Genomic DNA, 13,855 nt, shown 5'->3' on the forward strand with positions numbered 1-13,855 from the left:
CATACCTGATGGAAATGGAAACTATAGTCCGAGATAAGCCTTCTTGATCTCTTCATTGGCGAGAAGATTATCAGCCGTGTCAGCAAGTATGATTTCCCCGTTTTCCATTACATATCCGCGGTGGGCGGTCTTGAGAGCAAGGTTCGCGTTCTGCTCCACCAGAAACACCGTGGTTCCGCTTTCTTCGTTGATTTTTTTAATAATCTCAAAGATCTGGCGGATAATGAGAGGAGCAAGCCCCAAAGAAGGTTCATCAAGAAGCAGAAGTCTGGGACGAGCCATCAAAGCTCTTGAAATAGCCAGCATCTGCTGCTCCCCGCCGGACAGGTTTCCACCAAGCTGTTTGCGCCGCTCCCAGAGAATGGGGAACAGCTCAAAGCAATGGTCCATGTCCGCCTTCACCCCATCCTTGTCATTACGCAGGAATGCCCCCATATCGAGGTTTTCAGTGATCGTGAGATCTGGGAAAATGAGACGTCCTTCCGGAACCTGTGAAATTCCCATTTTAACGATAGCATCCGGATTCCTTTTATGGATCGGTTCTCCGTTGTAGATTACCTCACCGGTTCTCGGCGGAACCACCCCGCTGACGGTCATGAGTGTTGTGGTTTTTCCGGCACCGTTAGCACCGATCAGGGTGATTATCTCACCCTGCTCCACCTCTATATTGATATTGCGAAGGGCCTGAATATTTCCGTAAAATGTATTTACATTCTTAAGCTTAAGCATCGAGGTCTTCTCCGAGATATGCCTTGATAACAGCAGGATTATCGCTGACTTCCTGAGGAGTTCCATGCGCGATTTCACGCCCGTACTCAAGCACGTACAGACGGTCGGAAAGGGACATTACCATTTTCATGTCATGCTCGATGAGCAGAACCGAAATGTTATGTTTCTCCTTGATGGAAACGATCAGATCCTCAAGCTCAAGAGTTTCCTGCGGGTTCATACCGGCGGCAGGCTCGTCAAGAAGCAGCAGAAAGGGATCGGTGGCAAGAGCGCGGGCTATTTCCAGACGGCGCTGCGCACCGTACGGCAGATTGCGCGCCAGTTCGTCGGCAAAACGATCCAGCCCCAGTTCCTGCAGAAGTTCATAACTTTTAATGATGGTCTGCTGCTCTTCTTTTTTTGTTCTCGGGTCCCGGAAGATGGCGCCGAGAAATGTCGCTTTTGTGCGGCAGTGGCAGCCGATCATGACGTTTTCGATTACAGACATGGAGGGAAACAGCCGGATATTCTGAAAAGTCCTGGCCATGCCCAGTTCGGTGACATGGTTGGGCTTCATACCGTTTATCCGTTTGAATCCTTCACCTTTCGCGTCAATATTCACATCCCCGTAGGTGGGGTTATAGATACCGGTTATGCAGTTGAAAAAGGTGGTCTTTCCTGCTCCGTTGGGACCGATAAGAGCTACGATCTCGCCCTCTTTGACAGTCAGATCGACATCATCAAGCGCGCGCAGGCCTCCGAAGTCCTTGCAGACACCCTTGACTTCCAGCACAGTTCTTCTTTCATTACTCATTCGCGCCACCTAAAGCCTTTTTCACGGCACTGATATCGATTTTCTTCCGCACATCCCTGATAAGTCCCTGAGGCCTGAACACCATTACCAGAACCATGGTCGCACCGAAAACCAGCATACGGTATTCGGAAAAAGCCCTGAGATATTCCGGCAGAAGTATGAGTACCAGCGCACCGAGGATTACCCCGAGGATGGACCCCATGCCGCCCAGAACAACAATGGAAAGAATGATGGCCGACTCAAGAAAGGTAAAAGAAGCAGGGTTCACGAAGGAAGTTTTGGCGGCGAAAACAACACCCACCAGACCGGCCCATGTAGCTCCGAGCGAAAAAGCCATCAGCTTCGTTTTCATTTTATCAATGCCCATGGCCTGACAGGCGATCTCATCTTCGCGCAAGGCCTGCCATGCGCGTCCGATACGTGAGTGCTTCAGCCTGTTGACGATGAAAATGGTGAAAACAACCATAACCAGCATCATGTAATACATGAAGTAGATGGAGCCGGAGAGCCCTTCTGCAAGACCGAAAAAGTCGGGCCGGGGGATATTGGCGATTCCGGAAGGACCGTGAGTGAATTCACCCCAGTTTTCCAGCACAAGGCGGATGATTTCCCCGAAACCGAGTGTAACGATCGCAAGATAGTCGCCCCGGAGTCTGAGAACCGGAAAACCTAGAATGATGCCGCAGATTGCTCCGAGCACGGCTCCGGCGGGCAGAGCCACCCAGAAACTTACACCCCAATAGAGGTTCATCAACGCATAGGCATATGCCCCGACAGCGTAGAAGGCCACATAACCGAGGTCGAGCAGTCCGGCGAGACCTACAACAATGTTCAGGCCAAGTCCCAGCACAATATAAATAAGAGCCGAGATCATGATGTTGACCTGATACATGGAGAATATTTTGGGAAAGAATAGAGCAAGCCCCAGAATAACCGCGAAAAGCGGGTAGTAGAATCTGGGGTTGGTCATCAGTTTAGAATATATAGTAACCTTTTCTTCAGTGGACGCTTCTTCCGCTTCCTTGCCTTTCTCTTTTCTGTCCATCAGAAAACGCCAGAGAAAAGAAAGTACGAAAGCTCCCGCCCCCACATACAGAATCCGGTCAAAATGCCAGGTCACAGTCCCTTCGATCGTGTTCACAAAGACCCCCATTATAGGCAGGGTCAGGAACATGAACCATAAAGATGCGATTATAGATTTTTTCAAGCCTTCCATATGAAAATTATCCGTTTTGTCTTTTGCCCCGGCCCCGGACTCCTGCGAGCCTGCCGGGTTGATTGAATCCGCAGATTAAACTTTCTGGATCGGGGCCTTACCGAGAATTCCGGAAGGTCTGAAGATCAGGATAAGTACCAGCAGAGCGAAGGCGAAAACGTCTTCATAGTCACTGGAGACATATCCGGTACAGAAACTCTCGGTCCAGCCGAGAATGAGCCCGCCGAGCATGGCTCCGGGAACGGAACCGATGCCGCCGAGTACTGCTGCGGTGAAGGCCTTGATGCCCGCGATGAATCCGATAAAAAAGTTGATCTGTCCGATATGGGAAGCGATCAGAACCCCTCCAACAGCTGCCAATGATGAGCCGATGATGAAGGTTGCGGAAATGACCTGGTCGACATTGATACCGACCAGCATGGCCATTTTGCGGTTCTGGGCCGTGGCGCGCATGGCCTTGCCCATACGGGTGAATTTAATAAAAAGGTTCAACGCGACCATCACCACGGCAGCCACCGCGATGATGAGAAAATCAGAAGAACCGATCATTGATGAATGCTTCTCAAGAAAACCGAACTCGGGTGTGAGGCTGGGAAAAGAGAGGAAATCGGAAGTCTGGGAAAGCATTACATAGTTCTGAAGGAAAATTGACATACCGATGGCAGAGATGAGCGGAGAAAGTCTCGGCGCACCACGCAGAGGACGGTAGGCTATTTTTTCAAGGGTGTATCCGTATGCCGCGGCATAAATCACCGCCGCCATGGAGGCGAGCACGATGATGGAAGCACCGGGGAAACCGAAATGAGTAAGTACTCCGGCAACCGTCAAGCCTACAAAAGCCCCGATCATGTAGATCTCACCGTGGGCGAAGTTGATCAGCTCGATGATACCGTAAACCATGGTGTAACCAAGTGCGATAAGCGCGTAGATGCTGCCTCTGGTCAGACCGGAGAAAAATAATTCCAGAAAATATTCCATTTAGGACCCTGCTGAATCAAGATTCAGGGGACAGGCTCTCACAGCCCGCCCCCTGAACCGGAATTACGTTAATTACGGGAGCAGAAGTTTATTTTACTTCAACGTACTCGCCGTTCTGAACCTGATACACGGAGAAACCGACACCGATGGCGTCACCCTTGGAGTCAAACTTGATCTTACCGACCGGAGTTTCAACTTCGTTGGTGCGCAGAGCTTCGACAATCTTGTCGTAGTCTGTGGAACCGGCGGCATCGATAGCTTTCAGCAGAGCAAGAGCTGCGGAGTAAGCTTCGAAGAAGAATGCGCCGGGCTCGCCTTCGTTGGAAGCCTTGTACTGGTCAAGAGCAACCTTATACATGGGGTTGGCGGTGATGTCGCGGGGACCGGTGGCGTAAACGCCTTCAGCAGATTCACCTGCAACATCAATGAAGGTCTTGGCTTTAACGCCGTCATCAGAGATAAAGGGAATGGTCATTTTCTTTTTGCGCATCTGGGAAACAATCTTGGAAGCTTCGGGATGATAACCGCCGAAGATAACGCCGTCAGCGCCGGATGCCTTGATTTTCTGAACTACAGCGGAGTAGTCAACAGCACCGGGGGTTACACCTTCGAAAAGCGCAACCTTGGAGGAACCGGACTCTTCAACATACTTCTTGGCAAACTCTGCGAAACCTTTACCGTAGTCACCCTTGTCGTGGATAACTGCGATATTTTTGAGGCCGAGTTTTTCCATGGAGAACTTGCTTGCCAGTGCAGCCTGAGCGTCATCGGAAGCAATGGTTCTGAAAAAGTTGGGATAGTCACCGCTCTGGGTAAGTGCGGGGTTGGTTGCGGACGGAGACATGCAGACCAGTCCGGCTTCTTTGTAAATGGGCAGAGCGGCCTTGGTGGCTCCGGAGCAGATATGTCCCAGAACTACAGTCGCTTTGTCGGAAACGAGCTTGAAAGCCGCGTTGGTGGCAAATTCGGGCTTGCACTGGTCATCCTGCATGGAAAGCACAACCTGGGCGCCGTTAACGCCGCCGGCATCATTGATAGCCTTGACTACCAGTTTGGCAGCTTCGACTGTAGGAAGACCATAGGAAGCGAGGTCACCGCTGTGAGCCCCGGGTACACCGAGAATAATTGTTTCAGCGGGGGCTTTTTCGGCGGTTTCTTTTTTGGCCGGAGCCTCTTCCTTCTTCTCGGAGCTGCAACCGATGAGACCTGCGGTCAGCATCAGCACAGCAACCAGAACAAGCAATGAACGTTTCATCATAACACTCCTTGACTGCGTTGATTTTGGGGCTTTTACCCCGGTTACCGTATTCACCAGCGTAACAACTCGTGGCCTGAACAGAAGACACAAGAAGAAACGTGAATCACCCTATCATGTTAACACTACTGTTGGGAACCACCAGCAGCATCCATTCCGATAATCGGCCCATGAATTTTATCCAGATCCGGCAAGACGGACAAAGTTCAGGTAAAATACCGATTTCAGACTATGTAAATATTGATTAGCCGCATCTCGGCAAACTTGTCAATGATTCGCGTCAATTTGCGAATAAAGTAAGGATTTTTTACCAATACGTTAAAAATTAATCGTTCAGACTTACATTTTTGCAACATAAAACGTATTTTACTCGTGAGCGTATGCCCGCAAAACATTACAAAGTTCAAAAAAAAGCCCGCAAATTTGCGGGCTTTATCTTAATTATAAAAACCAGTTACAACTACTGCTCGGGGTGAGGATCTTTTTTGAGCTCTTCCTCTGCCCTTTTCTTCATCTCTTCCGGAGACTTGGGGTTGTCGATGATTTTCTGGAATTCAGCATCTGCGGCTTCGTGCTCGTGCAGATAATACTTCTTGATTATGCCGGTGTTGAAGCGCGCCATGGAATCATCAGGATTGATGGCGAGTATGCTGTCAAAAGCAGCTGATGCTTCCTTGAACTGCTCCGCCTGATAGTAACACATGCCAAGCCCCATTAGAGCCTGAATATTCTCAGGTTCAGCTTCAACAACCTTTTCAAAGAATGTCCGGGCGCGGTCGTAAGCCCTGATCATCATGAAAGAATTGGCCAGCTCAAGCTGGATTTCCATATTTTCTGGGTCCTTGCCCATTTTTTCCATGAGTTCCCGGACACGCTTCATGCCCGCGTCATTCATGGCATCCATCCCGCCGGGCATTCCGCCCTGACTCTGCTGCTGGAATTCAACCTTGTTACCGGGATGATCCATGCGATAAATGAGGGAGGACACAAAAATAACCACAAGGGAAACACCCAGCAGCCAGACTAAAGCCTTCTGGCCGCCTGACAGGGAGAACCCTTTCAGTTCGGAATTATTATTTGTCATTATCAAGCAGCTCCATCTGTCTGATGCGGCGCTCCATGGAAGACCCTTTAGCCGCGATGAATGCGAGATAACCGGCAATGGCAACCCAAACCGCAATATTGGCAATGAGCAGATATTTTTCACTCATATATATTTACTCCTGACTTATTCTTTTACTTATGTCTTCGACTGACCCGGGGGGTAATCGGAACTAATCCTGATCCCATATCATTTTGGCGTCAAGCTCACCCGTGAGCCTGATCTGGCGGTAACGCACAATCAGTGTAACCAGCCAGAGCATACCGAAAGCCGCCAGATTAATCAGCAGGGTAGTCAGCATTTCCGGCTCCATGCCCCCGCCCTTGGCGCCAAGGACGTTGGGATGCACACTTCTCCAGAGTCTTGCCGAATAAAAAACGAGAGGGACATCGACAAAAGCAACAACTCCGAGAACCGCACAGACAAGGGAGCGGCGTTCCGCGGACATGGGTGAGGTGCGCAGCACCAGATACGCGGCATATACAAACCACATTATAAGAGTGGTTGTAAGGCGCGGATCCCATGTCCACCAGACGTTCCATGCCGCCCTGCCCCAGAGGGAACCGGTGACAAGGGCCAACCCGCTGAAAACGACTCCGATTTCAGCGGCGGCTCCGGCAATGTAATCAAACTTGATATCTCTTTTGACCAGGTACGCCGCACTGAAGACAAAGACCACGAAAAAACTGAACATGGCCCAGGCCGCCATGGGCATATGGGTATAGAATATTTTCTGCACCAGCCCCATGGTCATCTCGACGGGAGCGTACATCCAGATGAAATACTGACCGACACATAAAGCAATGCCGGTTATCAGTGCTGCAACTGCGAGATTCATTAAAATGCTCCGTATTAACAATATGTTTTCGGCGAACTATTGTTCACCGCTGTATACAAAAGGAAAAAGTATCAGGCCCGCACCGCTGAACAGAGCCGAGGCGGCAATTATGATGCCCATCCAAGAACTCTCGTCCATGATTTTAACCCCGGAAAAGACCGAAGTCATCAGCTGAATCGCCCCCAGAAGGATAGGCAGCAGCAGCGGGAAAAGGATCACTGACAAGAGTGACTCCCGGGCAGCCTGCCCCTGTGAGATTGCCCCCAGAAGCGCGCCGAGAGCCACAAGCCCCCAGTCCGCCGCCAGAAGCGTTACGGCAAAAACAGCCAGCGAACCTTTAAGGTCCTGTCCCAGAAAGACAATGGTAGCCGGGAGGAAAACCAGCTGCGAACAAAGCAGCAGTCCGAATCCGGCAAGCCCTTTACCAAACCAGACCGCATGAAGCGGAACAGGTGAGGAAAGTAGTCCTAGACGGACCTCATTTGCTTCTTCCATTGAAAACAAGGTATTGAAAACCAGTACCAGCCCGAAGGACGAGGCCAGCCAGAAAATGGCTGAAGCCGCCTGCGGTTCAACGATCTGACCCGCCGGACGGGAAAGGCTGAACACGAAGATCAGCAGCAGCCCCAGAAGGACAGCCTGAGTAAGTCCCTGCCCTCCCGCTACGGAAAGGCGCATATCCTTGGCCGCGATGGTAAGTCCGCGTTTAAGCATTCTCACCTCCCAGCACTGTATGCGGCACAAACTCTTCAGCCGAACCAAGATAGGCCATACTGCGTCCGGAAAGTCCGAGGACCCGGTCCGCAAGGGCTGCATCATGGTTCACGTCATGGCTGATCCACACGATGGCGGTTCCGCGGTCACGCATGGCGACAACCTCGTCACGCAGAAGTGTTAGCGAAGCCTGATCGAGTCCGGTACCCGGCTCATCAAGAAAGAGCAGATCCGGATTCACGAGAAAGACCCGCGCAAGATTCAGCCTCTGGGACATACCTCTGGAGTACGCACCGGCCTGTTCTTCCGCCGCCCTTTCAAGACCCACCCTTTTGAGCAGGCCCATCAGGTCCTCGCGGGACGGGGATAGGCCGTACATTGAGGCCCAGAATGAAAGGTTGCCCAGCCCGCTCAGGCGGGGATAAATAAAGGTGGAATGTCCAAGATACGCGGTTTTCTCAGGCTCGGTCAGAATCTCCGCAGATCCCGCAGAAGGCCTCGAAAGGCCGGACATGATCTTGAGCAGAGTCGTCTTACCGGCCCCGTTGCGCCCGACCACGAGGAGAATCTCTCCGCGCCGCACATCACAACTCACATTCTTGAATATCAGCCTAGTTCCGAAAAACTTGGCTGCATCCCGTACCTTAAGGGCTATGCTTTCACTGTTTCCCACGATCTTCCGCCTAGCTTATACGTGGTTTTCTGAAAGCAACAAAACCGAAAAGACACATCAGTGTTCCACCGATCCACATCCAGTTGATCAGGGGGTTGATGCTCATCTTGAAGGTAGCGTTACCCTTTTCATCCACACTCAGCAGAGTAGCGTAAATTTCGCTGCCCAGACTGGGAATTACAGATACTTCGGCAAAAGGCTGCTGGAAGTTGCGGTAGATTCTGCGCTCGGGACTGAGCAGTCCTACGGTCTTTCCGTCTTCGGTAACGTCGACGATTGCCGAGATCCACGCTTTTTCCTCATTCTGGCCTTCAACCATTTTTTTGAAAGTCATGGTATAGGAACCAAGCTGCACGCTCTCGCCCTGCTTGATCACGTATTCATGCTCCACCTTGTTGGGACCGGACCAGGCCACACCGAGAAACATCAGCGCAACACCGAGATGCAGTCCGTAAACGCCGATCATGGATGTGATTTTACGCATCTGCGGAATAAGCAGGAAAACGGTAAAAATACCCACAATTGAAGCGATGGAAGCCGCACTGGTAATCAGTCCAAGTGGATTATGCAGACCACAAAGGTAGCTTATGACTCCTCCGCCCACAAAGGCTCCACCCACGATAAAAAGCCCGCGCCTGTCGGCGATGCCTTCTTTCCAGTTGAACCACGGGCAGACGGTGAAGATAAGAATAAGCAGACTGAACAGCGGCAGACAGACCCTGTTATAGAACTTGGCGTCAAGTCCTACGGGGTTTGCGCTCCACATTTTGCTGATAACAGGCCACATTGTTCCCAGACCGACAACAAGGCCGAGTCCGAGAAAAGCCCATGCGGCTATAACCAGAAGACCCTGACGGCTGTTAAGGCTCGCGAGGGTTCTGGAATCCGGTCTGGGGCCGGCCACGAGTACAAATGCAATGATGGCCAGATTAGCAAGCATAAAGACCAGCAGAGGAAGTCCCACACCGTTTTCGCCATAGGCATGCAGGGACTGCACAACACCGGAACGAACCAGATAGGTAGCAAAGATACACAGCAGCAGGGTCAGACTCATTAGAAAGACATTCGCACGCTGCAGGGATTTGCTTTTGATCTGAATTGCGGCTGTATGCATCAGAGCGGAAGCGCTCAACCACGGAATAAGAGAAGCATTTTCCACCGGGTCCCATGCCCAGTAACCGCCCCATCCGAGTTCCATGTAGGACCACCAGCAGCCGAGAACAATACCGGCGGTAAGGAAAATCCATGAAAGAATATTCCAGTTACGGCAGAATGACACCCATGATTTGAGTTCACCTGAGATGTAGGACGCCAGAGCAAGAGCCGCCGGACTTGTAAATCCCGCATAACCGAGAAAAAGAAGTGGCGGATGGAATATCATGCCCGGGTTTCTGAGAAGCGGGTTAAGGCCGCGTCCGTCAGCCGGAGAGGGAACAAGTTCCATGAAAGGGTTGGACCAGCTGGTGAGCAGGAGCAGAAAAAAGGCCTGAATAACCATATAAAAAAGCCAGTAATAGAGGCGTGTTGTTTCCGAAAACTCCTTGAAAAGCTGGAGTCTTGAAAAAATTACACCCATCACGGCAATGGAAAGCATCCAGAACAGCAGCGAGCCGTCAGCTCCGGCCCAGAATGCTGTAACTGTATAGAATATGGGCAGAGTGTTATCCACATATTCATAAACATATTTAAAAGAATAGTCGCGATTGATGAGGGCTATGGTAAGAACGACACTGGCCAGTCCCACAAATCCCGCGATGGCCATGTTGGCCCGGTCAATGAGTACCAGCACATTCCGCTTGCCTGTTACCAAAGACAGGCACGCATAAGCCCCCGCCCCGAGAGCCGCAAGAAGGGCAATCAGGAGCATAAGGTTGGCAAAAAGCTGCATATTATATTTACTCCATTAATGGATAAAAACTATTAAAAAACGGAAATTGATCCGCCGGAGCGAAAACAGTTTCCGTATTTCCGCTAAAGCCTAGCTTTCACGGTTTTTCTTTTCGTACTTGGACGGACACTTCGTGATGAGTGATGTGGCCAGGAATTCTTTGTGACCGTTCACAAAATTACCTTCCACAATAACCTCGACACCTTCCTTGAAAGTGTCGGGGACAGCTCCGCTGTAGTCCACACGAATAGTCCCGGCAGTCTCTTTCTGATCGATAAGATCAAATTCGACTCCCAGTCCGCCTTCCTTGGACTCAATATTGGCAGGAGCCACCTTGCCGAAAAGTCTGGCTTGTCCAAGCTCGCTTTCATCCATGGCAAGAGCTTCGGATACATTGAGAAAATACACGCTGTCCTGAGAAATACCTGAATAAATCAGATACCCCAGTCCACCAAGAAAAAGGATAAGGGCGGCAAAATAGACGCCTTTTCCACCTTTTTTGGCCATAGTAAACTCCGTTCTATTTACAAAATTCAGCAGGGATTTCATCCGTGCTGACAAGCAGTTCTTTTCGTCTGCGGCGGGCGAGTTCACGCATGTCCACGACCTGATCGGTTTCGTCGACGATCTCGCTGCCCAGAATTTCTTCCATTACGTCTTCCAGGGTTACAACCCCGGACATTCCTCCGTATTCGTCAAGCACAACAAAAAGGTGCATGCGGCTTTCAAGGAATTTAACCAGAAGTTTGTCGAGAGTGATATTCTCCAGTACAAAGCGCACCGGTTTCATCAACTCCGAGAACTTGACTTCGTTCATGTCATCGGCAAGCGATTCGAAAACCGAACGCCTGTAGACGACACCGACAACATCCTCAGGGTCATCACCTTCATAAACCGGAATACGGCTGTGAGGCCACGCGCTGTATTTGGCATGAGCCTCGGCAACGGTCATGTCTGCCGGCAGGGAGAAAACAACAGTCCGGGGTGTCATAATCTGCTCAACAATCTTGTCGTCCAACGACAGGATGTTGGCAATTGAGAGGGCTTCATACGGTTTGATCGCCCCGGTTCTCCTGGTCAGGCTGACCATTGCACGTATATCCTCTTCCGTTGCCTGTGGACCTTCTCCATCCCTGCTTACAAGGCGGGAAAGAAAGCCGCATACCCAGATAACGGGAAGAAATATCCATGTCAGTATCTCAAGGGGCCTTGCAAGCATGCGCCCCAGAGGTTCACAATAAACAACGCCGATGGTCTTTGGTAGAATCTCGGATAAAACAAGAATAATAACGGTGAATCCAAGTGTGAACCACGGAAGTGTGGCAGCACCGTAGACAGAAGCCCATGCGGCTCCTGCGAATGCCGCGCCCGCTGTATGGGCAACAGTATTCAAAGTCAGAATGGCCGTGATTGGACGGTCCACGTTGGAACGCATTTTATGCAGTATATCCCCGGACTTGTGACCGCAACGGCGCAAGGTTTCAATCTTGCTCCAGGGAAAGGAGTAAAACACGGCTTCACTTACTGAGCAGTAGGCGGATATGAGTGTGGCTACACTTACGGCGAGTATTAATTCCAGCATTAAATTATTTGTTAAGGTTGCAGAAAGCACCGATCGACAACGAATTTGATATTGGCATCAATATCAGAAGGCAGATAGCGGTGCAATAGAAATAGGGGGATAACCCCCGATTCCAGACAAGTAGGGTTCAGATTAAAATTTATATACGGATAATGCAAGACATCAAACAGTTACCACCCGTAAAAATATACGTTGACTCAAATTGGCGGGCCATTAGAATGTGCCCGTCATGAATACAAACTCACATAAAGTTATTTTCAGGCTTAGCGCGCTGGGAGATGTGGTGCTCACCACCGGGGTTATAGAATACTGGGCCCTGAAGCACGGATGCACCTTCACTTTCATCACCAGATCGTCAAATGTGCCTGTTCTAGAAAATAATCCTCACATAGAAAATGTCATCGGACTGGACAAAAAAGATCTGGGCGATCTGGCATGGCTAAAAAAAGCCGGAGAAATTGCAAGACAGTACAAAGGCTGTGAACTCATAGACCTGCACTCCACCCTGCGTTCAAAAATTCTTTCCGCCCGCTGGAAAGGAAAGGTCACCCGCTATAAAAAATTTTCTCTTGAACGCAGACTTTATAAAATGACCGGGTCGGAAAAACTCAAGGATCAATTGGAAGCCCTCAGAGTGACCCAGCGTTACGCCGCCGCTCTTGAACAGGAGGCCGTCCCCGCAGAAGATCTGCTTCCGAAAATCCACCTTACTGAAAGCGAAACCGAACTGGCAGAATCACTGGTGGAAGAACACAACCTTGATGTCGGGTTCATAGCCCTGCACCCCTACGCTACCCATCCGGACAAGGCGTGGCCCCGCGAGAACTGGTTGTCACTTATAAATCTTCTTGATGAAAAAGGGATCAGATGGGCCATCATCGGCCGGGATGAAAATGTATTTGAAGCATCTGAAGAGGAGTGCAACTTCACCAGCCAGCTAAGCCTGCGGGAGACCTGCGCCCTGCTACAAAAAGCACGCCGCCTTGTTACCGGAGATTCAGGCCCAATGCATCTGGCTGCGGCTGTTGGAACCCCGGTGGCAGGACTTTTCGGCCCGACTTCCAGAGCCTGGGGATTCTATCCGGCCGGACCGGAAGACGTTGTCCTTGAATCGGAAATGGACTGCCGCCCCTGCTCTCTGCACGGCAAAAGCAACTGCACCAAAAACCGCCAGTGCCTGCGTGACATCACCCCGGAACAGGTCCTTAACAGTATAAGCTGACTGCCCGGCGTAAACTCTACCACAGGCTGGCAGGACGCAACTTTCCTGTAACCAGTATTCGGCTCCATGCCGACATGGAATCGAGCATAAGGAAAATGCCGGAACTCAGAATCCGGCAGGCTGCTCATTAACAAAAGTCATACATAAACAAAAGACTGCCCCGTCATGTAGGGCAGCCCCAGTATTTCAGCAGATCCGTTCTATGTCTGGACATGAAATCAGCAACAGGCTGCGGCACATAATCTGATACGTGTCCACCCTCTTTCCAGACATCACGCACAAGAGTTGAACTGATCACAAAATCAAAATCACCGATTATGTAAACAGACTTGCCTGCACCTATCTTCCATACATTTCTGCCGGTCTGTTCTATGTCGCTGAAGACCCTTTTCAGTTCCGACGCCATTTCCCCGTGGTCAGCCTCTTCCCTGCTAACAGCTATGATATTGGCCAGCTGCGGTATCAGCTGCCAGTCTTTCCAGAGAGTGAAGGTTTCAAAGGAATCCTGCCCCATGATGAAATAAAGCTCATCATCGGGATAACGCTTTGCCGCTTCATTCAATGTATCGACAGTATAAGTAGGTCCGTCCGCTCCAAGGTCGATGTCGCTGACTTCAAGACCGTACTCACCTTCCACCGCAATGCGCACCATTTCAAAACGCAACTCTTCAGGCAGCATATCCCCGTCTTCTTTATGGTAGGGATTACCAGCTGGGACCAGCAGGACTTTATCAAGCGGCATACGCTTCATCACTGCTTTGGCAACATCAATATGTGTAGTATGGACAGGGTTGAAACTGCCGCCGAACAAACCGATTTTCATAGGTACAACCAGATAAAAAAATACTCAGGCAAGCTCTCCGGA

General features: G+C 50.6%; 15 protein-coding genes. 1 reads left to right on the plus strand and 14 read right to left on the minus strand.

Translation table 11 applies throughout. The features are described from left to right. Positions 1-21: 21 nt before the first annotated feature. The 13 genes from ACZ5PW_RS14485 to ACZ5PW_RS14545 all read right to left on the minus strand — a co-directional run bounded on the left by ACZ5PW_RS14485 (position 22) and on the right by ACZ5PW_RS14545 (position 11,768). Positions 22-729: an ABC transporter ATP-binding protein gene (locus ACZ5PW_RS14485; RefSeq protein ID WP_464554932.1), complete on the minus strand. Its 708-nt coding sequence runs from the start codon at positions 727-729 to the stop codon at positions 22-24. Beyond that, on the minus strand, positions 722-1,522 hold the full coding sequence (locus ACZ5PW_RS14490; RefSeq protein WP_464554933.1) for an ABC transporter ATP-binding protein: 801 nt from the start codon (positions 1,520-1,522) through the stop codon (positions 722-724). The genes ACZ5PW_RS14485 and ACZ5PW_RS14490 overlap by 8 nt, the downstream gene beginning before the upstream one ends. Then, positions 1,515-2,738: an ABC transporter permease subunit gene (locus ACZ5PW_RS14495; protein WP_464554935.1), complete on the minus strand. Its 1,224-nt coding sequence runs from the start codon at positions 2,736-2,738 to the stop codon at positions 1,515-1,517. The genes ACZ5PW_RS14490 and ACZ5PW_RS14495 overlap by 8 nt, the downstream gene beginning before the upstream one ends. A 75-nt stretch (positions 2,739-2,813) precedes the next feature. Continuing rightward, positions 2,814-3,716, minus strand: a complete 903-nt coding sequence (locus tag ACZ5PW_RS14500; RefSeq protein WP_464554937.1) for a branched-chain amino acid ABC transporter permease — start codon at positions 3,714-3,716, stop codon at positions 2,814-2,816. 88 nt (positions 3,717-3,804) lie between these two features. After that, on the minus strand, positions 3,805-4,971 hold the full coding sequence (locus ACZ5PW_RS14505) for a branched-chain amino acid ABC transporter substrate-binding protein (RefSeq protein ID WP_464554939.1): 1,167 nt from the start codon (positions 4,969-4,971) through the stop codon (positions 3,805-3,807). Positions 4,972-5,431: 460 nt separating this feature from the next. Continuing rightward, the gene (locus ACZ5PW_RS14510) at positions 5,432-6,055 is read right to left on the minus strand and encodes a tetratricopeptide repeat protein (RefSeq protein ID WP_464554942.1); all 624 of its coding nucleotides are present in this window, start codon (positions 6,053-6,055) and stop codon (positions 5,432-5,434) included. After that, positions 6,045-6,182 carry a CcmD family protein gene (locus ACZ5PW_RS14515; RefSeq protein WP_464554946.1) on the minus strand — a complete coding sequence of 46 codons (138 nt, stop codon included), beginning with the start codon at positions 6,180-6,182 and terminating at the stop codon, positions 6,045-6,047. Before ACZ5PW_RS14515 ends, ACZ5PW_RS14510 begins: the two co-directional genes overlap by 11 nt. Positions 6,183-6,245: 63 nt before the next feature. Continuing rightward, positions 6,246-6,911, minus strand: a complete 666-nt coding sequence (gene ccsA / locus ACZ5PW_RS14520) for a cytochrome c biogenesis protein CcsA (RefSeq protein WP_464554949.1) — start codon at positions 6,909-6,911, stop codon at positions 6,246-6,248. Between the two features lie 36 nt (positions 6,912-6,947). After that, positions 6,948-7,625 (minus strand): heme exporter protein CcmB, encoded by a 678-nt coding sequence (locus tag ACZ5PW_RS14525; protein WP_464554952.1) that lies wholly within the window; start codon positions 7,623-7,625, stop codon positions 6,948-6,950. After that, entirely contained in the window at positions 7,618-8,298 is a 681-nt protein-coding gene (locus ACZ5PW_RS14530) for an ABC transporter ATP-binding protein (protein WP_464554954.1), read from the minus strand. Before ACZ5PW_RS14530 ends, ACZ5PW_RS14525 begins: the two co-directional genes overlap by 8 nt. A 10-nt stretch (positions 8,299-8,308) precedes the next feature. Beyond that, positions 8,309-10,186, minus strand: a complete 1,878-nt coding sequence (locus tag ACZ5PW_RS14535) for a heme lyase CcmF/NrfE family subunit (protein WP_464554956.1) — start codon at positions 10,184-10,186, stop codon at positions 8,309-8,311. 90 nt (positions 10,187-10,276) lie between these two features. Then, the gene (locus ACZ5PW_RS14540) at positions 10,277-10,693 is read right to left on the minus strand and encodes a cytochrome c maturation protein CcmE (RefSeq protein ID WP_464554957.1); all 417 of its coding nucleotides are present in this window, start codon (positions 10,691-10,693) and stop codon (positions 10,277-10,279) included. A gap of 13 nt (positions 10,694-10,706) precedes the next feature. Next, a complete protein-coding gene (locus ACZ5PW_RS14545) occupies positions 10,707-11,768 on the minus strand; it encodes a hemolysin family protein (RefSeq protein ID WP_464554958.1) in 1,062 nt (353 codons plus the stop codon). Between the two features lie 229 nt (positions 11,769-11,997). Between ACZ5PW_RS14545 and ACZ5PW_RS14550 the strand changes: the two genes are divergently transcribed. Continuing rightward, positions 11,998-12,990 (plus strand): glycosyltransferase family 9 protein, encoded by a 993-nt coding sequence (locus tag ACZ5PW_RS14550; RefSeq protein WP_464554959.1) that lies wholly within the window; start codon positions 11,998-12,000, stop codon positions 12,988-12,990. 163 nt (positions 12,991-13,153) lie between these two features. Here the strand turns inward: ACZ5PW_RS14550 and nadD are convergent, their stop codons facing one another. Next, positions 13,154-13,813: a nicotinate-nucleotide adenylyltransferase gene (gene nadD / locus ACZ5PW_RS14555; protein ID WP_464554960.1), complete on the minus strand. Its 660-nt coding sequence runs from the start codon at positions 13,811-13,813 to the stop codon at positions 13,154-13,156. Positions 13,814-13,855 lie beyond the last annotated feature (42 nt).

It is taken from the genome of Maridesulfovibrio salinus (genome assembly GCF_055394525.1).